This is a genomic window from Halomonas sp. KAO (assembly GCF_015595025.1).
Taxonomy (GTDB): domain Bacteria; phylum Pseudomonadota; class Gammaproteobacteria; order Pseudomonadales; family Halomonadaceae; genus Halomonas.
This window is the reverse complement of the sequence record NZ_JADNRL010000026.1, coordinates 275,877-295,522: the sequence shown is the minus strand read 5'-3', so window position 1 is coordinate 295,522 and position 19,646 is coordinate 275,877. Positions and strand designations below refer to the sequence as shown.

Below are 19,646 nucleotides of genomic sequence, written 5' to 3'. Positions count from 1 at the left end.
CTCAGTAGGCCAGCGCCTGCAGCACGGCGTCGCGACTGGCACGCTCCCGCTCGGCGTATAGCGCCAGCTCGTCGGTCACCGGGGCGCCCAGTGCCGCCTCGAAGGCCGCGCGGTTGGCGTTGCCGGCGTAGGCACCGTTATCCCCGCCGCCCAGGTTGGACTGGAAGATGCCCGCCGCGCTGACCGGCAGGAAGTCCTCGTAGGTGATCGGCCGTGCGCTGACCAGTCCGCGTTCGATCAGCGTCTCGAGGTCCGCCTCGGCAACCTTGTCCGCGGCACGGCCGGCGTCGGTCAGGCGGTATTCGAAGAACGCCAGACCCTGGCGGCGCAGCGCGCTCTCGCTGTCGGGGAAGTCGGCGAACACCTCCGCCAGTCGCTGCTGGTGAGTCGCGTTGTCGCCGCCGGTACCTTGCTCGCGGCTATGGGTCAGCAGGCGGTCGTAAAGCTCGCGGCCACGAGGCGTCAGCGCCACACCGCGCTGCTCGATCTCACCGAAGCGGGCGGTGTGCGTACCGGCCTGTTCCCCGGCGAAGCGAATCGTCTCCTCCAGCGCGGTAAAGCTGGTCTGACGCAACAGGATCGGGCAGTCGCGGCGCGGCGGTCCTTCGATGATGGCCTTGGGCGTCATGCCGGCCGCCGGCATGCGTCGCTGAACCTCGTCGATATCCAGGGTGCGCGGCGTCAGGTGGTTGATATGCGGCCCGCGGAAGCAGACCACGTCGGCGATCAGCCGGTGCTCGGCGTGCAGTGCCTCATAGGTGGCAAGGTCCACGGTGGCATCATGGTGCCAGCGGAAGGTCTCCAGCGCCTCGGCCACAAAGCGCTCGGCCTGCTCATCGTTGAGCCCGCCTTGGGCCTCGCTAAGGGCGATCAGCTCCCGTGCGCCGGGGGTGAAGATGTCACGTTCGGCCAGGATGGCCGCCGCGCGCTCGCGCAGTGCTTCGCTCTCGATCAGCTCCAGGCGCAACAGCGAGGTGAAGATGCGAAACGGGTTGCGCGAAAGGGCCGCATCATCGATCGGGCGAAAGGCCGTGGAGTGCACCGGCACGCCGGCCTCGGAAAGGTCATAGTAGCCCACCGGGTACATGCCCATCACCGCGAACAGGCGGCGCAGCATGCCAAGCTCCTCGGCGCTGCCGACACGGATGGCGCCGTGACGCTCGACATCGAGCCGTGCCAGCTCATCGGCCTCGGTCAGTCGTTCGGCCAGCGCCGGGTTCGCCTCCAGCGTCTCGCGGTTCACCTGCTCCACCAGCTCCAGCAGGGTGGTGTACTGCGGCACCTCGCTCTGGTACATGGCCGACATGGCGGCGGCGAAGCGGTGACGGATCTCATCGGGGGAAATCAGGGATGCCTGGGTCATGGAATCTGTCTCTCGGGTTGTGGATCAGGGGAGTGGGTGCGGCTATCGACAGGGGCAGTGGCAGCAGGGAGTGGTCGCCGATCGCTGCGCTTGAGCACCGCCAGCAGCCCCTGCAGCGGGTGAGGTAGCGCGGCGTCGGAGAAGCGTCGGGTCTGGCTGCGACAGGAGTAGCCGCTGGCCAGTAGCCTGCCGGCGTTGGCCGGGTCCTCCACCAGCGGCTGCCACGACTGGGCATAGAGGGTTCTCGAGGTCGCCAGATTGCGGGCCTCGTGGCCGTAGGTGCCGGACATGCCGCAGCAGCCGGTGCTGACCAGCTCCAGCTTGAGACCGAAGGCGGCGAACACCCGCTGCCAGGCCCTGGGACTGCCGGGGGCGGTGGTCGCCTCGGTGCAGTGGGCGAGCAGCCGAAAGCCGGGGTCGGCCAGGGCGGGACCGTCGGCAAGCCGGTTCGCCAGGCGGTCGGCATGGGTGGCCAGCCACTCCTGGAGTAGCCGCACCTCGGGCACGGCTTCGGGCCCCAGTGCCTTCACGTACTCCTGCCGGTAGGTCAGGGTCATGGCCGGGTCGATGCCCACCAGTGGCACGCCGAACTCGGCCAGGGCACGTAGCCGCTTGGCCTGCTTGGCGGCCGTGCGTTCGAAGGCGCCGAGGAAACCCTGGACATGCAGCGGCTTGCCGCTGGCGGCATAGGGCGCCACGAATACCCGCACGCCAAGGCGGGTGAGCAGCTCGACGACCTCCAGTACCAGCCTGGCCTCGAAGTGGCGGGTAAAGGCGTCCTGGACGAGTATCACGCTGTTGGCCTTCTGGGCCTCGCTGAGCAGGCCCAGTGACGCCGGCGTGGCCTCGTCCACGCCCCAGGCGGCGAGTCGCCTCTGCAGGCGTGATCGCGAGAGCCGCGGGCTGTCCACCATACCGACCGAGCCGGCCAGCAGCCGTTCCACCAGGCGGTTGTCCAGGGCGGCGTTGTAGAGCGGGGCGATGCGTGACAGCGCGGGTAGCAGGAACTCGAGGCTACCGACCAGGTGGTCGCGCAGCGGCCGCAGGTAGCGGCCGTGGTAAACCTCCAGAAACTGGGCGCGGGAGTCGGGTACATTGACCTTGATGGGGCACTGGCCGGCGCAGGACTTGCACGCCAGGCAGCCGGCCATGGCGTCGTAGACCTCGTGGGAGAAGTCCGCCTCGCGGCGGCGACACAGCGTGTTCCAGGCGCGGGCAGGAAGGCGCCGGATGCCGCCCCAGACGCCCTCGCGACGACGGCGTCGCGCCTCCTCGATCAGATCGACCCCGGCTGCCCCCTGCAGGCGCAGCCATTCGCGTACCAGGCTGGCGCGGCCCTTGGGCGAGTGCACGCGGTCGCGGGTGGCCTTCCACGACGGGCACATGGCGTCGTCGGGGTCGTAGTTGTAGCAGGCACCGTTGCCGTTGCAGTAGACCGTGGCGGCATGGGCCTGCCACACCCGCGGGTCAATGGAGCGGTCGTACTGGCCCCGGGTGGGCACCCCGTCGATGGCCAGCAGCCCGGGGTCGACCCATTTCACAGCCCGCTCGTCTGTGTCGCTATCGGCTGAGGCAGAGGGCTCCGCGCTATTGGGCGTGCTCAAGGGTTCCGCGTCATTGGGCGAGGTAGTCCTGTCCGCGGCTTCGGGCGGGCTGGAGAGTGGCGTCGCTATCTTGCCGGGATTGAGCTGGTTGTAGGGATCGAAGGCCGCCTTGACTCGCTGCAGGCTGGGGTAGAGCGCGCCAAAGAAGGCCGGGGCGTACTCCGAGCGCACCCCCTTGCCGTGCTCGCCCCACAGCAACCCACCGTATTTCCGGGTCAGCGCGGCGACCGCGTCGGAGAGTTCGCGTACCAGCCGTTCGTCGGCCGGGTCCTTCATGTCCAGCGCCGGGCGCACGTGGAGCACCCCGGCGTCGACGTGGCCGAACATGCCGTAGTCGAGGCCGCGGGCGTCGAGCAGGGCGCGGAACTCGGCGATGAAGTCGGCGAGGTGCTCCGGCGGCACCGCGGTGTCCTCGACGAAGGGGAGGGGGCGGCGCTCGCCCTGGGCGTTGCCGAGCAGGCCCACGGCGCGCTTGCGCATGGCGTAGACCTTCTGGATCGCCGCGCGGCCCTCGGCCAGGGTGTAGCCGAGGCGCGGCACGCTGGCGTCCTGCCCTAGATGTCGACAGAAGGCCTCGACCCGGCGAGCCAGGCGCTCGGGGTCATCGTCGTTGAACTCCACCAGGTTGATGCCGTGGGTCGGGGTGCCCCCTGAGTCGGGGAAGAACTCGGCGACGCTATCCCAGACGAAGTCCTGCATGGCCAGGCCCAGCACGGTGTCGTCCACCGTCTCGATGGAGGTCGGTCCGGCCTGGGGCTGGTGCTGTGAAGCGCTGCCTCCGCCCATCAGCGCCCTGGCGTCGCGCAGGGCGTCCATAAATCCCGAGTAGCGCACATTGACCAGGGTCGCGTGCCTGGGGATCGGCAGGACGTTAAGCACCGCCTCGCAGGTGAAGGCCAGCGAGCCCTCGGCGCCGCACAGCAGGCTGTTGAGGTCGAACTTACCTTCCGCCGTTCTCAAGTGCGCCAGATCGTAGCCGGTCAGGCAGCGGTTGAGCGGCGGGAAGGTGGCCTTGATCCGCTCGCTCTGGGTGTCGATGATCTCCCGGGCGGTGCGATAGGCGCGGCCTGTCACATCGTCGCGGGCGCACAGCACCTCGAGCTCGGCCTCGTCCACCGGCCGGCTGGTGAGCCGCTCGCCGCCGAGCAGCACGCTATCGAGCTCGAGCACATGATCGCGAGTCTTGCCATAGGTGCAGCTGCCCTGGCCGCTGGCGTCGGTAGCGATCATGCCGCCGATCGTCGCCCGGTTGGAGGTGGAGAGCTCCGGGGCGAAGAAGAGCCCGTGGGGCTTGAGCGCGGCGTTGAGCTGGTCCTTGACCACCCCGGCCTGGACCCGAACCCGGCGGTTTGCCACATCGATATCGAGGATGCGGTTCATGTGCCGGGAGAGATCCACCACCAGGCCGTCGGTGAGCGACTGGCCGTTGGTGCCGGTGCCACCGCCGCGGGGGGTGAGTACCACCCCGCGGTGTTCTTCCTGGCCGGCGAGCCGGGCGATGCGCACCAGGTCCTCGGCGTGGCGGGGATAGAGCACCGCCTGGGGCAGGCGCTGGTAGAGGGAGTTGTCGGTGGCCAGCACCGTACGGTTGGCGTAGTCCGGAGCGATCTCGCCCGCGAAGCCGGCGGCCTTCAGGGCCTCGAGAAAGCCCAGGTAGGACGCTTGCGGCGGGGCCTTCGGTGCCAGCCGAGCGATCATGGGCGCAGCGTCTCCAGTGCCTGCTCGAGACGCCTGAACCCTTCCCGCAGGACCTCGGGCTCGGCGGTCAGGGGCGGCAGCAGACGCAGCACATTGCGGCGCCGTCCGCTGGGCATCAGCAGCACCCCGGCCTCGCGGGCGGCGTCGAGCAGCGCCGCGAGGTGTTCACCGCCGCTGGCACCGCTGGTGTCCTCGAAGACGATGCCACGCATGGTGCCGATACCGGTCAGGGCACCGACCATCGGGAAGCGCTCCGCCAGGCGGGTATGGGCCTCGAGGATCAGCGCCTCCTGCGTCTCGCTCCAGCGAGACAGCCTGGCGTCGCTCATGACCTCCATCACCGTGCGTGCCGCGGCACAGGCAACCGGGTTGCCCGAATAGGTGCCGCCCAGCCCGCCCTTGGGCAGGGCGTCCATCAGCTCGGCACGGCCGGCGACCGCCGCCAGCGGCAGGCCCGCCGCCATGCTCTTGCCCATCAGCAGCAGGTCGGGCTCGACGCCCAGGTGTGTGAGGGCGAAGCGCGTTCCGCTGCGGCCGAAGCCCGACTGGATCTCGTCGAAGATCAGCACGATGCCCTGGGCATCGCAGCGTTCGCGCAGTCGAGCGGCGAAGTCGGCGTCGAGCAGCCTGAAACCGCCCTCGCCCTGTACCGGCTCGACGATGATTGCCGCCACCGACTCGGCGGGGAGCTCCACCTCGAACAGGCGGTCCAGGGCACGCATCGCCTCGTCGGCGTCGACGCCGCTGTCGCGGCTCGGAAATGGCAGGTGGTAGACCGGCCCCGGCAGGCTGCCCAGCTCGCTCTTGTAGGGCTTGACCTTGCCGTTGAGGTTGAGTGCCGCCAGGGTGCGACCGTGGAAGCCGTCATCGAAGGCGATCACGGCCTGGCGCCCGGTGGCGGCGCGGGCCACCTTGAGCGCATTCTCGGTGGCCTCGGCACCGCTGTTGGTCAGCATGCAGGACAGCGGGTAGGAGACCGGCACGAACCGGTCGAGCGCTTCGACGACATCCAGGTAACCGCGGTGCGGCAGTGCGTTGAAGGCCGAGTGCATCAGCCTGTCGACCTGAGCCTTGACCGCCTCGACGACCGCCGGGTGGCCGTGGCCCAGGTTGAGCACGCCGATACCGCCGACGAAGTCGATATAGTGCCGACCCTGCTCGTCCCACAGTTCGGCATTGCGGCCGCGCTCAACGCACAGCGGGTGAACGATGCTCAGCGAGCGGCTGACGTGAGGAAGGTCCATGTACGGGTTCCAGTCGGTTCATCAGGGGAGTGTCACCGATGTAACCAGCGTGGGACGGCGGTCGCAAACGAAAAAAAGCGCTTATTCCATTCCTTGAAGGAATGTCACATCGAGTCGCTGCCGGCACGCTCAGGCGGAAGGTTGGAATACAAGATGAGTAAAAAGAATGGGTAAATGCCGTTATTTCTTTTGTCAAAGGCACCCCCTCGTGATACCAATGCCGGCCGCTTTGGCACAGCAACCGATGAACTACCTACAAGAGCCCTTAGGCCACCCCAACCCCCTGACAGGAGCGCCCCATGCCCTATCCCCTGATGCCGGTCGCCGTGGCCATCGCCGCCGCGACCCTGCTCGGTGCCTGCAGCGATGCCGGCTCGTCCACCCCCAATGTGGCGATCGGTCCGCCGGCCAGCACCACCCAGCAGGTGTCCAGCCTGATTCTCGATGCCCACGGTGTTACCGAGGACGACTACAGCGCCTACCAGGAGGGCTTCGGCGCCGCCCTGGACGGCGTTCAGGACGGCAACATCGATCTCTCCATCGGCATTCTCGGCCTGCCTTCCGGCAGCATCGAGAACCTGCAGGCAGCCGCCGGCGACGTGCGCATGATCGGCCTGGATGATGAAGCGGTGGAATACATCGAGGCTAACAGTGCCTACCGCCGTTTCGTGATCCCCAAGGACAGCTATGAGTTTCTTGCAGAGGACGTGACCACGGTAACCGCCTACGCGGTGCTGGTGGGCAACACCCACAGCATCGATGAGGAGCTGGGCTACGAGCTGGCCCGCCTGATGCACGAGAAGGCCGCCGAGAACACCCACTCCCAGTCCGCGTTCATGACCCTGGACAATGCACTGAACGGCGCCGAGGGTCTGCCGATCCATCCGGGCGCCAAGCGCTACTACGAGGAGCAGGGGCTTCAGGTCGACAATCCGGTGGCCGAGCTCGACATCAGCGAGGAGAAGGGCGAGTTCATTCTGGGCACCGGCAGCCAGGGTGGCACCTACTACCCCCTCGGCGGCGAGATGGCCACCATCTGGAACAACTATCTGGACGGTGCCAACTTCACCAACATCGAGACAGGCGCTTCGATCGAGAACCTGGTCAGCATCCGAGATGACCGCATGGACCTGGGCATGACCGTGCATGCACCGGCCCAGGACGCGGTGGCCGGCAGCGGCGAGTTCGATGGTAACGCCATCGGCAACGTCGCCTTCATCGGCCATATCTATCCGGAAGTCATTCAGATCGTGACCCGCGACGCCAGCGGCATCACCGACCTGAACGACCTCGCTCAGTAACCCACGCCGCCGCGGCGCCGCCTTCGGCGGTGCCGCGGGGCCATCGGAGACCCTGTCGTGACTCAAGACGCCGCAGTTAAAAAAAAAGTCCTGACGACACTCAGGCGCTACTAGAGAAGTACGACCGCGAGTCAAGCGTCAGAGTGACGCTCGGCCGCTGGGGCTGGGCGGTCTCGCTGCTCGGCATCGCGCTGACGACCTTTCACCTCTATACCGGCTATTTCGGCACCCTGCCCTCGCAGAAGCAGGGCGCGGTCCATCTGGGCCTGGCGCTCGGGATGATCTTTCTGCTATTTCCCGCCCATCGCGGTGCCGGCGCGCGTCAGGGGGTGCCCTGGTACGATGTGGTGCTGGCCTTTGTCGCCACCTTCGGCGCTTACTACAAGATCCTGTTCTACGATCAGGTGCTGCGCGCCCGCATCACCGGCTACTCGACCCTGGACCTGATCGTGGCGGGGCTGGGTGTGCTGTTCGTGCTGGAGGCGACGCGCCGCACCGTGGGCCTGCCGATCGTGATCGTGGCACTGCTGGCGCTGGCCTATGCGCTGCTTGGCAACCACATTCCCACGCAGCTGCTGTCGCATCCGGGCTTCGCCCTGCACGATATCATGCCCTATCTGTGGTTCCGCGAAAGCGGAGTGTTCGGCACGCCGCTGCAGATCTCGGCCAAGTTCATCTTCCTGTTCCTGTTCTTCGGCGTGGTATTGATCCAGACCGGGGTCGGCCGCTTCTTCAACGAGCTGGCCTTCGCCGCCACCGGCCGCTTCACCGGCGGCACCGCCAAGGCTGCGGTGATTGCCAGCTCCCTGCAGGGCATGATCTCGGGCAGCTCGGTGGGCAATACCGTGGCGTCGGGCTCGTTCACCATCCCGATGATGAAGAACGCCCGCTTCCGCCCCGAGATGGCTGCCGCCACCGAAGCCTCGGCCTCCACCGGCGGGCAGATCATGCCACCGCTGATGGGCGCTGCCGCCTTTATCATGGTGGAGTACGTGGGGGTCTCCTACCGCGAGATCATGTATGCGGCGCTGATTCCTGCACTGATGTACTTCACCGGAATCTTCATCGGCGTTCACTTCGAGGCCAAGCGCAGCCGCATCCTGGGCATTCCCAAGGATCAGCTGCCCAGCAAGCGCAAGCTGTTGCTGCGCCAGGGCTATATGCTGCTGCCACTGGCGGTGATCGTGACCACGGTCAGCGTCGGCTTTACCGCTCAGCGCGCCGCGCTGCTGGGCATCGCCGCCGCCCTGGCGGTCAGCCTGATTCGCAAGGAGACGCGCCCCTCGCCGGCCAAGCTGGTGCGGCTGCTCGACAAGGGCGCCCGGGTGGCACTGCCGGTGATCGCCGCCGTGGCCACCGCCGGCATCATCGCCGGCGTGGTGGGCATGACCGGACTGGGCGCCAAGTTCGCCGCCGGCATCATCAGCCTGGCCGACGGCACCCTGATCCTGGCGCTGATCTTCACCATGCTGGCCTGCATCGTGCTGGGCATGGGGCTGCCGACCACCGCCAACTACGTGGTGACCGCCACCATCGCAGCGCCGGCCCTGATCAACGAGTTCGGCCTGGCCCCCATGGCAGTGCACCTGTTCGTGTTCTATTTCGGGATCGTGGCCGACATCACCCCACCGGTATGCCTGGCCGCCTACGCCGGGGCGGGCATCGCCGGCGCCAATCCGATGAAGACCGGGGTGACCGCGCTGAAACTGGCGATCGGCGCCTTCATCATTCCTTATGCGCTGATCTACAATCCGGCGCTGGTAATGATCGACGCCACGCCGCTCGGCCTGGTGACGGCGGTGGGCTTCCTCTTGGTGGGGCTGGTCGGGGTGAGTGCGGCCCTGATGGGCCACTTCGTGCGCGACACCCTGGCCTGGGAGCGTCTGGTGCTGCTGGTGGCCGGCCTGGCCATGGTGGCGCCGGAGCCAATCACCAGCACCCTGGGGCTGGTGGCGCTGGCGCTGCTGGCCTGGTGGCAGTCACGCCGCCCGGAGCAGCCCCGGGACGGCGCACTGGCCTGATGCAGAGGCCCCGCGGCTACGGCCGCGAGGCCTCTGTTCGAGCTGACCGTCTGGGGTAGAATGACCTTTTTTGCGCTGGAGTCGGCGTCCATGAAGGCTCGTCATCTACCCTCGACCACCACTCTGCAGTGTTTCGAAGCCGCCGCCCGGCATCTGAGTTTCACTCGGGCGGCGGACGAGCTGAGCATCACCCAGAGTGCCATCAGCAAGCAGGTGGCGCAGCTCGAGGACTACCTGCAGCACAAGCTGTTCCGGCGACTGCGGCGCACTCTGGTGCTGACCCCGGAAGGCTCGCTCTACCTGACCGAGGTGCGCAAGATTCTGGCGCATCTCGAGATGTCGGCCAATGCCATCATGACCTACAGCGGTCATGGCGAGGTGCTCAACGTCACCACCCTGCCCACCTTCGGCACCCGCTGGCTGGCACAGCATCTGCCGGCCTTCTTCACGGCCCATCCCGGCATTACCCTGCACCTGACCGAACGCGTCGAGACCTTCGACCTGGAGAACGACGGCATCGATGTGGCGATCTTCCATGGCCATGGCAGCTGGCCCAACCTCGAGTGTCACAAGCTGTTCGATGAAGAGGTGGTGGCGGTGGGGGCTCCCGGCTACCTGGCGCGTCGACGGCTGACCTCCCCCGACGACCTGGCCGATTGCCGGCTGCTGCATCTGTCGACTCGCCCCGACGCCTGGCACCGCTGGTTCGCCGGCCAGGGGACCAGCACCGACAAGAGCTATCACGGCATCCGCTTTGAAACCTTTCAAACCCTGATCGGAACGGTCATGGCCGGCGGCGGCCTGGCGCTGATTCCTCGCTTCATGATCCTGAACGAGCTGGAGCAGGGTGCCCTGGTGCCGGCCTGGCCGGCGGTGCTCGGCAGCCCCAACGCCTACTATCTCGTCTATCCGGAACACCTGGGCGAACTGGCCAAGGTTCGCCACTTCGTCAATCATCTGCTGGAGGCCGCCGCCGACTCCGAGCTGCAGGCGTGACGGTCGGCTCTCGGTGTGGCGAGTCTTGCATCATCGCCGCCGCGCTCGGCCAGGACATGGGGTGGTGACCCTGCCTGCCCAAGAGTACATCGCCCTCCGCTTATGTCTGCACCAGACGAGTCAGCTCCTCGAGATAGCTCTCCAGCACGAGATTGGGTGGTGCGCCCTTGCGCGTGATGGCGCTGTAGTGGGTGCAGTAACGCCACCTCTCGGGGCACAGGGCGCGCATGCGCCCCTCGCGGACCCAGCCTTCCGCGTAGTGGGTCGGCAGATAGCCGATAAAGCGGCCGGAGAGGATCAGGAAGGCGATGCCTTCGCGGTCACTGGCCGAGGCGGCCTCCTTCAGTGGCTCATGAACTTCCTTGATCTCGGGGGTCTGGGCGTAGGCGGGGACCACGGCATCGTGGTCGGCCAGAGCCTCCTCGTCGATGCTCTTCCTATCGAACAGCGCATGCTCATTGGAGCAGTAGAGACGCGACTCCTCGGCGTAGAGAGAGAGGTAATGCAGCCCCGGTAGCACCTTGAGGTCGGGAATCACCCCGGTGTGGAGTCGCCCATCGAGCACCGCCATCTCGATATCGCTGGGGGGAATCATGCGGATATTGATGCGCACCTCGGGGCCGCGCTCCTTGAGCGCGCTGAGGGCGTCGGTGATATGCATCTCGGGCATCGTCACCAGGTTGTCGGTGATGCCGATGTTGAGCTCTCCCTTCAGCTGGGCATGCAGGCCGTTGACCCGGGTGCGAAACCCCTCCACGGCAGCGAGCAGCTGCAGGGTCGACTCGTAGACCTCGGCTCCCTCGTCGGTCAGGGCGAAGCCGCTGCGTCCGCGTTGGCAGAGGCGCAGGCCGAGCCGGGTCTCCAGGTCGTTCATGGCCATGCTGATGGCGGCGCGGCTGATGCCGAGTGCTACCTCGGCGGCGGAAAATCCCCCGCACTCCACCACCTTGCGGTAGATCCGCAGCAGACGCAGGTCGGCGTCTCCGGGCTGCCCCATGGGCGTACTCCTGCGCCGTGTCATGGCGTCTCGCCTCCTCTTGTTTGTCTTGTTGGCGTGGATGTCGGGTGCCGAATGTCTCGGCGCCTAGTTAGGTAAGTGATCGCTTGCATGAGATTAAACAGCTTGTGATTTAATTGATGCAAGCCAGGGGCTAGCTTGAGGGTGGTAATGCACATCGGCACCGACAACCGATACTTACAACCGATAGCAACAATAGATCGCCATGGCAGCACGGCAGATCGCTACAACAGGGGAGGTCAACATCATGACCGCACAGCAGTTTCGCCACGCCGCCGGCTTGAGCGCCGAGCAGCTGGATGCCTACTGGATGCCCTACACCGGCAACCGTCAGTTCAAGCGCGACCCGCGGATCATCGTCGGCGCCGAGGGTAGCTACCTGATCGATGCCGATGGCCGTCGGGTCTTCGATAGCCTTTCCGGACTATGGACCAGCGGTGCCGGGCACTCTCGCCCCGAGATTGCCGATGCCGTCAGCCGGCAGCTGCGCGAGCTGGATTATGCGCCGGCCTTCCAGTTTGGCCACCCCAAGGCCTTCGAGCTGGCCCATCGGCTGCGTGAGCTGACGCCGGAAGGGCTGGACCACGCCTTCTTTACCGGCTCAGGCTCCGAGAGCGCCGACACTTCCCTGAAGATCGCCCGTGCCTACTGGCGCAAGAAGGGCAAACCCACAAAGACCAAGTTGATCGGCCGGGCCAAGGGCTATCACGGGGTCAACTTCGGCGGCATCAGCCTGGGTGGCATCGGTGCCAACCGAGCGCTGTTCGGTCAGGGCGTGGACGCGGATCACCTGCCCCATACCCTGATGGCCGAGAACGCCTTTACTCGGGGCATGCCCGAGCGCGGCGCCGAGAAGGCCGAGGATCTGCTGGAGCTGATCGCGCTGCATGATGCCTCCAATATCGCCGCGGTCATCGTCGAGCCGCTGGCCGGTTCGGCTGGCGTGATTCCTCCGCCCCAGGGGTACCTGCAGCGTCTGCGTGAGATCTGCGATGCCAACGATATCCTGCTGATCTTCGACGAGGTGATCACCGGCTTCGGGCGCATGGGAGCCATGACCGGGGCCGACGCCTTCGGGGTGGTTCCCGACATGATGAACTTCGCCAAGCAGCTCACCAACGGCGCGGTGCCCATGGGTGGCGTGATGGTCACCGGCGAGATCTACAACACCTTCATGGAGCAGGGGGGACCCGACTATATGCTCGAGCTGCCCCATGGCTACACCTACTCCGGTCATCCGGTGGCCTGCGCCGCGGCCATGGCTTCACTGGATATCCTGGAGCAGGACAATCTTATCGAGCGGGTGCGCCAGATGAGTCCGCTCTTCGAGGACGCCCTGCACAGCCTCAAGGGGATTCGCTATATCAGTGATATTCGCAATTACGGCCTCGCCGGTGCCCTGCAGATCGAACACTACCCCGGCGAGCCGGCCCGCCGCCCCTTCGAGATCGCCATGAAGTGCTGGGAGAAGGGCTTCTATGTGCGTTATGGCGCCGACACCATCCAGCTGGGCCTGCCCTTTATCGTCGAGAAAGAGGAGGTCGATCGGGTCGTCAATGTGCTTGGCGAGGTCATCGGCGAGCTGGACTGAGCCTTTCTCACGGCGGAATTTTCCCACAACAATGCAACAGCAAGAGGTAATTCATGACAGCACTCGGCCACCTGATCAACGGCGCTCGTGTCGACCGCCAAGGGCGCAGCCAGGATCTTTACAACCCCTCCACCGGTGAGGTGAAGGGCCAGGTCAGCCTGGCCAGCAGGGCGACCGTCGAGGAGGCCATCGCCGCGGCTCAGGCGGCCTTCCCGGCCTGGCGCAATACGCCCCCGGCCAAGCGGGCCCGGGTCATGTTCCGTTTCAAGCAGCTGCTGGAGGAGCATGCCGAGGAGATCGTTCGCCTGGTCGGTGAAGAGCATGGCAAGATTTCCCACGATGCCCAGGGGGAGCTGGCCCGCGGTATCGAGAATGTCGAGTACGCCTGCGGCGCGCCGGAGCTGCTCAAGGGAGAGCACAGCAAGAATACCGGGCCGGGCATCGACTCCTGGAGCGAGCATCAGCCCCTGGGGGTGGTGGCCGGCATCACGCCGTTCAACTTCCCCGCCATGGTGCCGCTCTGGATGTACCCCATGGCCATCGCCTGTGGTAACACCTTCGTGCTCAAGCCCTCGGAACGCGACCCGACCTCGGCACTCTTTATCGCCGAGCTGGCGCTGGAGGCGGGCCTGCCCGCGGGCGTGCTCAATGTGGTCAATGGCGACAAGGAGGCCGTGGACACCCTGCTCGATGACGAGCGCGTCCAGGCCGTCAGCTTCGTCGGTTCCACGCCGATCGCCGAGTATATCTACTCGCGGGCCAGCGCCAACGGCAAGCGCTGTCAGGCACTGGGTGGCGCCAAGAACCACGCCATCGTCATGCCCGATGCCGATATGGAAAATGTGGTCAACTCGCTGACCGGAGCCGCCTTCGGCTCCTCCGGCGAGCGCTGCATGGCGCTATCCGTGGCGGTGGCCGTGGGGGATGAGGCGGCCGATACCCTGATCGCCAAGATGCAGGCGTCGATGGCGACCCTCAAGGTCGGCCCCTTCTCCGACAAGAGCAACGACTTCGGCCCGGTGATCACCAGGGCGCATCAGGAAAAGGTCTGCGGCTATATCGCCAGTGCCGCGGAGCAGGGCGCGACCCTCGTGGTCGATGGTCGTGATGTCCAGGTCGAGGGTTACGAGAGGGGCTTCTATGTCGGCGGCACCCTGATCGATAATGTGACGCCCGAGATGACCTGCTATCGGGAAGAGATCTTCGGTCCCGTGCTGCTGGTCATGCGGGTCGACAGCATGGAAGAGGCCATGCGGCTGATCGATGAGCATGAGTATGGCAATGGCACCTGCATCTATACCCGCGATGGTGAGGCGGCACGCTACTTCAGCGATAATATCCTGGTCGGCATGGTAGGAATCAACGTGCCGCTGCCGGTGCCCGTGTCGTATCACAGCTTTGGCGGCTGGAAGCGTTCGCTGTTCGGTGACCTTTCCGCCTATGGCCCCGATGCTGTGCGCTTCTACACGCGTCGCAAGACCGTGACCCAGCGCTGGCCCTCCGCCGGCGTGCGCGAGGGGGCGCAGTTCTCCTTTCCCTCCTGAGCCCGGTGGTTTCGTTGAGGCTAAGTGGCTCCGCCTAGGCGGGGCCATCGTGATTGAGACGCCAAAAATATCAACAAAAAGCAGTGGAGATAACGATGTTCGGATTACCCGTATCCACCACCTGGCTGGTCATCGGTGTGCCGGTGTTCTGGGTGCTCTACACGCTGGGCTTCCTCTGGGTAACGCGAGGCTGGCCGGGACTCAAGAACTCGGAGTCCGGTCGCTGAGTCGAGGCGGCTGGTCATGAAAACAAGAATCGCGTGACAGGAGAAAATGAGTGAACTCGACGGTATTGCTGTTTCTTGCCCTGTACTTCATCGGCATGCTGGCCGTAGGCGTCATCTCCATGCGCCGAGGCGGCTCGAGCAGCATGGAGGGGTACTATCTTAGCGGTCGCAATGTAGGGCCTCTGGTGACCGCCATGACGATGCAGTCGACATCCATGAGTGGCTACATGTTCCTGGGGGCCGGGTCTCTCGGCTACACCCAGGGGTATTATGGATTCTGGTATGCCGCGGGAGATATCGGTGGCGGGGTGGTGAACCTCTCGGTTCTCGGACGGCGGATGCGAAAGCTCTCCCAGATCATGGGGGCACTGACTTCCATCGAGTATCTCGAGAAGCGCTATCCCAGCAAGTGGGTCCGCCTGATCGCGGCGGTGCTGTCGGTCTCCCTGCTGGGCGCCTATGTACTGGCGCAGTTCATCGCCGGTGGCAAGGGCCTGGAACTGGTGACAGGACTGCCCTACGAGGTGGCGCTGGCGATAGCCGTGGGCGTCATTCTTGCCTATACCCTGATGGGCGGCTATGGCGCGGTGGCCTACACCGACCTGCTGCAGAGCTTCGTGATGATCATCGGCATCGTCTGGATCCTGGTCGCCACGCTTCAGGAGGTCGGTGGCCTGACGGCTGCCAACCAGGCCATCGCTTCCATTGATCCGACGCTACTCAGCATCTGGGGCAAGGATCTCGTCCATGAAGGGCAGTGGGGAATCGTGCTGGGGGCATTGTTGATCTTCTCCATCGGCTATATGGGTTGGCCCCACGTCGTCACGCGTCACATGGCAATGCGCAACCCTTTCCATGCGCGTCGCGCCGGCGTCTACTCCACCCTGTGGAACCTGGTGTTCGTCAGTGCCCCCTATATTCTCGGCACCCTGGCCATCCTGGTGCTGCCCGATCTCGACGACCCTGAGCAGGCCATCTTCGCCCTGGCCCAGAACCTGCTGCCTGCCGCCGTGGTGGGTATCGTGATGGCGGCCATCATGGCGGCCATCATGTCCACGGCCGACTCGATCCTGCTGCAGACGGGGAGCATTGCGGCGCGAGACCTCTATGAGCGGTTTATCAATCCGAACATGGAGGAGAAACAGATGGTGAGAGTGTCCCAGCTGATCGTTCTGTTGCTGGGAACCGTCTGCGGTGTCGTGGCCGTCTTCGAGCCGCCGGCGATCTTCTCCATCGTCGTCTTCACGACCTCTGTACTGGGCAGTGCCTTCCTGCCGGCGTATGTGGCCGCGGTGTGGTGGCGAAAGGCCAATACGCCCGGTGCCCTGGCCTCGATGATTGTCGGTAGCCTGGTGGCGTTCTTCTGGCAGTATCTGGCGCTGGACGGGGTGACCGGCCTGCATCCCATGCTGGCCGGTGTGGTGCTCTCCAGCCTGGCGATGGTCGTCGCCAGCCTGCTGACGCAAACCAGCCATCCCGTTCCCGAGCATATCCTGCAGGCGATGGAGGAGACCGCCGAACTGCGCCCCCTGCCGAGGCCACTGAAGGCGCAGCAAAGCTTCGAGATGGCACATGAGGCGCTGACGCTCAAGCTCAGTGAGCGCCCGGCGTGATCGAGCCCTCGGGGAGTCCCGTGGTGGACGTCGCCGATGATCGGGAAGCCTGGCTCAAGGCCAGGCTTCCCCTCGACGGCCTCGAACGACGTGTCGCTACCATTGATGCCGAGCTCACGATCGATAGGGTCGAGCCGATCGGCTTCCCGTATCTGCTCTGCCTCTATCGCTGGAACACTCGACGCTGGGGCATGTCGCGGCAGGAGCTGATGAGCTGTCTGGTCGATCGCTGCCAAGGGGTCAGTACGACAGTGGAGGGCATCGAGTTCGGTACCCCCCTGAGCGCTGCCACGCTGCCATCCCCCGAGCTCGAGATTCCACCCCTCGAGCGCAAGGCGCGCCAGCATGTGATGCAGGTGCGCCGCCATCGTTTGAAGCGGCGAAGCGCCTCGGGTCTCGAGCTGATGCGCTGCGAGACCGTTCGCAAGCCCCTGTGGCGCCTCACTGCTCACCATGAACGGCATGGCGATCTCGAGCTGCTGATCGATGCCCTCAATGGCGGTTATTACCTGCTGTAAGCGGGCGCACTTGGCGGTAGAAGGGCGATGGACCTTTGAGCAAGCCGGTTTGGCTCATCCCCCTGTCGGTGCCTGCTTCGTACCCAGCTCTAAGCCTTTGCCGGCTTGCGTTATGCGGTAGGCCGGGAGATTGGAATGTGGAGTGCCGGGAGCCACCCCGGCACCATCCCGGTTAGAGATCGAGGTTGGGATGATCCGGCAGATGTTGCTCTAGTAGCCGAGCAACCTGCAGAACCTTGAGGTCCTGGAAGCGTGGTCCGACCAGGTGCAGACCAACCGGTAATCCCTGATCGTCCAGGCCGCAGGGCAGCGAGGCGGCAGGTTGTTGGGTCAGATTGAACGGGTAGCTGAAGGGAGTCCACTCCATCCATTCCCTGTAGGGGCCGCCGGGGGGAACATTGTGCCCTGCCTCAAAGGGAGAGAGGGGGAGGGTGGGTGTGATCAGCAGGTCATACTGCTGATGAAATAGCTGCATCTGCGCGGTAAGCTGCTCTCTGGCGCGACAGGCAGCCAGGTAGTCTCTTAGCGATATGTCCGCGCCACGTCGGGCAATACCCAGGAATCCAGGGTCCAGCTTGTCTTGCTGGTCCATATCAAGGCGCTCCAGCACCTGACTGGCGCCAGCAAACCAAAGGGTATTGAAGACTTCCAGAGGAGAGTCAAACCCAGGGTCTATCTCTTCAACCGTGGCACCTAAGTCCTGCAGCTTCTCAACTGCCTTTCGGGTGCTCGCCGTAATATCCGGGGCCACATCTACATAGCCAAGGTCAGGGCTGTACGCGATCCTCCATCCTTTCAGCGACGTAGGTGGCGGCGTCAGCCAATCGTCGGCGCGGGGGTTGCCTAAATACCCGTCACGAGCATCGGGTTTGGCCATGACGCTGAGCATCAGGGCGCTGTCATTCGCGGTGCGGGTCATCGGTCCCAAATGTGAGAGCTGGCTCATGGCACTGGCCGGCCACTGTGGTACCCAGCCGAAGGTGGGCTTGATGCCGAAGGAGCCTGTGAAGCTGCAGGGAATCCGAATGGAGCCGCCGGCGTCACTACCCTGATGAAGCAGCCCCAGATTGAGGGCCGCTGCCGCCGCTGCACCTCCCGAGGAACCACCCGGTGTCAGACGGTGGTCCCAGGGGTTGCGAGTGATGCCATGTAAGGGGTTGTCGGTTACTCCCTTCCAGCCGAACTCCGGTGAGGTAGTTTTCCCGAGGATTACCGCGCCTGCCTGACGCAGATGGTGACTGATCGGTGCATCGATTTCCCACGGGTCATCAGGGTCGCTGGTAGCTGAGCCGAACCGCGTCGGCATACCAGCCGTTAGCGTCAGATCCTTGATGGTGGTGGGAATGCCATCCAGGGGGCCACAGGGGGTGCCGGCATGCCAGCGCGCCTCGGCGGCACGAGCAGAGGTCAACGCCTGAGTAGTATCTACGTGAGCGAAGGCATTGACCGTCGGGTTATGCTGCTCGATACGTGCCAGGCAGTCCTGGGTTAGCTCCACTGGTGATAATAGTCGTTGGCGGAAGAGCTCGAGGGCTTGCACAGCGGTCAGTTCGGCAAGACGAGTTGGAAGAGAGGTCTGTTGGGGCATGAATCACTCCTCGCTTACGCCGGCTTGCTCGAGCATGGCGTGAAGCAGCACATTGCAGCCGTCGTGCAGGTCGCTGGGAGTGGCGTTCTCGATCTCGTTGTGACTGATACCATTCTCGCAAGGTACGAAGATCATGCCAGCCCGCGTGATGCGGCCCATGAAGATGGCATCGTGTCCCGCGCCGCTGACAATGTCCATATGCGAGCAGCCCAGCATCTCGGCTGCTCGCCGCACGGCACCGACGCAGGTGTCGGCAAAGTGCTCGGGGGCAAAGTCTGCAGTGGCAACCAGCTCGGCTTCGAGTCCATGTTGTTGGCGCGTTTCCTCAACTGCCACGCGCAGTTCGGCTGCCATCTTTTCAAGAGTATTGCTGTCAAAGTGGCGCATGTCGACGGTCATCCTGACCTGCCCGGGGATGACATTGCGCGAGCCAGGGTGCAGCTGCATTACGCCCACTGTACCGCGGCCATGTGGCTGATAGGTATTGGCGATTCGATTGATTGCCTGCGTGATTTCGGCGGCACCGAGCATGGCGTCGCGTCGCAGCGTCATTGGTGTCGGGCCGGCATGCGCCTCCAACCCGGTCAGAGTGAGGTCGAACCACTTTTGTCCCAGAGCTCCCACCACCACACCAACGGTATTGCCGGTGTCCTCAAGGATTGGCCCCTGCTCGATATGGCACTCGAAGAACGCCTTGATATTCTCTGGCGTTACATGATCCGTGCCTCGATATCCGATGGCCTCTAGCGCCTGACCTGCGCTGATGCCCTCATCGTCGTGCCGGGCAAGCATTTCCTCTAGCTTGAGTTGACCAGTAAATACACCGGAGCCCATCATGCAGGGAGCGAATCGGCACCCTTCTTCATTGCTCCAAGCGACGACCTCAATTGGGGCACGGGTTTGGATATCGGACTCGTTTAAGGTCCTGATTACTTCTAGCCCGGCCATCACACCATATACGCCGTCGAATTTGCCACCGGTGGGTTGGCTGTCGAGATGACTTCCTGTCAATACTGCGGGACTGCTAGGGTCCTGTCCTTCACGCCGGGCAAAGATATTGCCGATGGCGTCTACGCGGATGCTGCACCCTTCGGCGCGGCACCACTCGATGAACAATTCGCGTGATTGGCGATCGAGCTCAGTGAAGGCTTGTCGATTAACACCGCCCTTGGGGGTGGCGCCGACTCTAGCCATCTCCATCAGTGATCGCCAAAGTCGTTGCTGGTCTGTACGTAACTCTGTTATGAGATGCTGGATATTAGCTGTGGTCATGAAGTAGCCTCGTTGTGGTTGTTTGTAAGAGAACTGGTTGTTTATTAA

At 64.7% G+C, this 19,646-nt stretch carries 14 protein-coding genes; 8 read left to right on the top strand and 6 right to left on the bottom strand.

Features of this window, described 5'->3' with window-relative positions; translation table 11 throughout:
* Nucleotide 1 precedes the first annotated feature (1 nt).
* The 3 genes from IOC61_RS15155 to IOC61_RS15145 are packed head-to-tail and all read right to left on the bottom strand — an operon-like array spanning nt 2 to nt 5,909.
* Entirely contained in the window at nt 2-1,363 is a 1,362-nt protein-coding gene (locus tag IOC61_RS15155) for a VOC family protein (RefSeq protein ID WP_195689562.1), read from the bottom strand.
* Nucleotides 1,360-4,665, bottom strand: a complete 3,306-nt coding sequence (locus IOC61_RS15150; RefSeq protein WP_195689561.1) for an FAD-binding and (Fe-S)-binding domain-containing protein — start codon at nt 4,663-4,665, stop codon at nt 1,360-1,362. The genes IOC61_RS15155 and IOC61_RS15150 overlap by 4 nt, the downstream gene beginning before the upstream one ends.
* Entirely contained in the window at nt 4,662-5,909 is a 1,248-nt protein-coding gene (locus IOC61_RS15145; RefSeq protein ID WP_195689560.1) for an aspartate aminotransferase family protein, read from the bottom strand. Before IOC61_RS15145 ends, IOC61_RS15150 begins: the two co-directional genes overlap by 4 nt.
* 299 nt (nt 5,910-6,208) lie before the next feature.
* On the opposite strand from IOC61_RS15145, the gene IOC61_RS15140 reads away from it, so the two are divergent.
* The 3 genes from IOC61_RS15140 (at nt 6,209) to IOC61_RS15130 (ending at nt 10,227) form a co-directional block, all read left to right on the top strand.
* Nucleotides 6,209-7,210, top strand: a complete 1,002-nt coding sequence (locus tag IOC61_RS15140; RefSeq protein ID WP_229333168.1) for a TAXI family TRAP transporter solute-binding subunit — start codon at nt 6,209-6,211, stop codon at nt 7,208-7,210.
* Between the two features lie 143 nt (nt 7,211-7,353).
* Nucleotides 7,354-9,231 (top strand): TRAP transporter permease, encoded by a 1,878-nt coding sequence (locus IOC61_RS15135; protein WP_195689559.1) that lies wholly within the window; start codon nt 7,354-7,356, stop codon nt 9,229-9,231.
* Nucleotides 9,232-9,321: 90 nt separating this feature from the next.
* Nucleotides 9,322-10,227: a LysR substrate-binding domain-containing protein gene (locus IOC61_RS15130; RefSeq protein ID WP_195689558.1), complete on the top strand. Its 906-nt coding sequence runs from the start codon at nt 9,322-9,324 to the stop codon at nt 10,225-10,227.
* A 100-nt stretch (nt 10,228-10,327) separates the two neighbouring features.
* On the opposite strand, the gene IOC61_RS15125 is transcribed toward IOC61_RS15130, so the two are convergent.
* Nucleotides 10,328-11,248, bottom strand: a complete 921-nt coding sequence (locus IOC61_RS15125; protein ID WP_195689557.1) for a LysR family transcriptional regulator — start codon at nt 11,246-11,248, stop codon at nt 10,328-10,330.
* Nucleotides 11,249-11,492: 244 nt separating this feature from the next.
* On the opposite strand from IOC61_RS15125, the gene IOC61_RS15120 reads away from it, so the two are divergent.
* The 5 genes from IOC61_RS15120 (at nt 11,493) to IOC61_RS15105 (ending at nt 16,738) form a co-directional block, all read left to right on the top strand.
* Entirely contained in the window at nt 11,493-12,836 is a 1,344-nt protein-coding gene (locus IOC61_RS15120; RefSeq protein WP_195689556.1) for an aspartate aminotransferase family protein, read from the top strand.
* Between the two features lie 53 nt (nt 12,837-12,889).
* Nucleotides 12,890-14,380: a CoA-acylating methylmalonate-semialdehyde dehydrogenase gene (locus tag IOC61_RS15115; RefSeq protein WP_195689555.1), complete on the top strand. Its 1,491-nt coding sequence runs from the start codon at nt 12,890-12,892 to the stop codon at nt 14,378-14,380.
* 95 nt (nt 14,381-14,475) lie between these two features.
* On the top strand, nt 14,476-14,607 hold the full coding sequence (locus tag IOC61_RS17830; protein WP_267491317.1) for a hypothetical protein: 132 nt from the start codon (nt 14,476-14,478) through the stop codon (nt 14,605-14,607).
* Nucleotides 14,608-14,657: 50 nt separating this feature from the next.
* Complete coding sequence (locus tag IOC61_RS15110; protein ID WP_324254728.1) at nt 14,658-16,220, top strand: sodium/proline symporter; 1,563 nt, start codon at nt 14,658-14,660, stop codon at nt 16,218-16,220.
* The gene (locus IOC61_RS15105) at nt 16,217-16,738 is read left to right on the top strand and encodes a hypothetical protein (RefSeq protein WP_195689554.1); all 522 of its coding nucleotides are present in this window, start codon (nt 16,217-16,219) and stop codon (nt 16,736-16,738) included. The genes IOC61_RS15110 and IOC61_RS15105 overlap by 4 nt, the downstream gene beginning before the upstream one ends.
* A 172-nt stretch (nt 16,739-16,910) precedes the next feature.
* On the opposite strand, the gene IOC61_RS15100 is transcribed toward IOC61_RS15105, so the two are convergent.
* Together IOC61_RS15100 and IOC61_RS15095 are read right to left on the bottom strand one after the other, a co-directional pair.
* Nucleotides 16,911-18,326 (bottom strand): amidase, encoded by a 1,416-nt coding sequence (locus tag IOC61_RS15100; RefSeq protein WP_195689553.1) that lies wholly within the window; start codon nt 18,324-18,326, stop codon nt 16,911-16,913.
* A gap of 3 nt (nt 18,327-18,329) precedes the next feature.
* Nucleotides 18,330-19,598, bottom strand: coding sequence for a Zn-dependent hydrolase (locus IOC61_RS15095; RefSeq protein WP_195689552.1), 1,269 nt, complete (start codon nt 19,596-19,598; stop codon nt 18,330-18,332).
* Nucleotides 19,599-19,646: the final 48 nt, after the last annotated feature.

What these genes read in the sequence shown, in the direction of transcription:
- IOC61_RS15155 (WP_195689562.1), bottom strand. Translation starts at nt 1,363, where the DNA reads ATGACCCAGGCATCCCTGATTTCCCCCGATGAGATCCGTCACCGCTTC.
- IOC61_RS15150 (WP_195689561.1), bottom strand. Translation starts at nt 4,665, where the DNA reads ATGATCGCTCGGCTGGCACCGAAGGCCCCGCCGCAAGCGTCCTACCTG.
- IOC61_RS15145 (WP_195689560.1), bottom strand. Translation starts at nt 5,909, where the DNA reads ATGGACCTTCCTCACGTCAGCCGCTCGCTGAGCATCGTTCACCCGCTG.
- IOC61_RS15140 (WP_229333168.1), top strand. Translation starts at nt 6,209, where the DNA reads ATGCCCTATCCCCTGATGCCGGTCGCCGTGGCCATCGCCGCCGCGACC.
- IOC61_RS15130 (WP_195689558.1), top strand. Translation starts at nt 9,322, where the DNA reads ATGAAGGCTCGTCATCTACCCTCGACCACCACTCTGCAGTGTTTCGAA.
- IOC61_RS15125 (WP_195689557.1), bottom strand. Translation starts at nt 11,248, where the DNA reads ATGACACGGCGCAGGAGTACGCCCATGGGGCAGCCCGGAGACGCCGAC.
- IOC61_RS15120 (WP_195689556.1), top strand. Translation starts at nt 11,493, where the DNA reads ATGACCGCACAGCAGTTTCGCCACGCCGCCGGCTTGAGCGCCGAGCAG.
- IOC61_RS15115 (WP_195689555.1), top strand. Translation starts at nt 12,890, where the DNA reads ATGACAGCACTCGGCCACCTGATCAACGGCGCTCGTGTCGACCGCCAA.
- IOC61_RS17830 (WP_267491317.1), top strand. Translation starts at nt 14,476, where the DNA reads ATGTTCGGATTACCCGTATCCACCACCTGGCTGGTCATCGGTGTGCCG.
- IOC61_RS15100 (WP_195689553.1), bottom strand. Translation starts at nt 18,326, where the DNA reads ATGCCCCAACAGACCTCTCTTCCAACTCGTCTTGCCGAACTGACCGCT.
- IOC61_RS15095 (WP_195689552.1), bottom strand. Translation starts at nt 19,598, where the DNA reads ATGACCACAGCTAATATCCAGCATCTCATAACAGAGTTACGTACAGAC.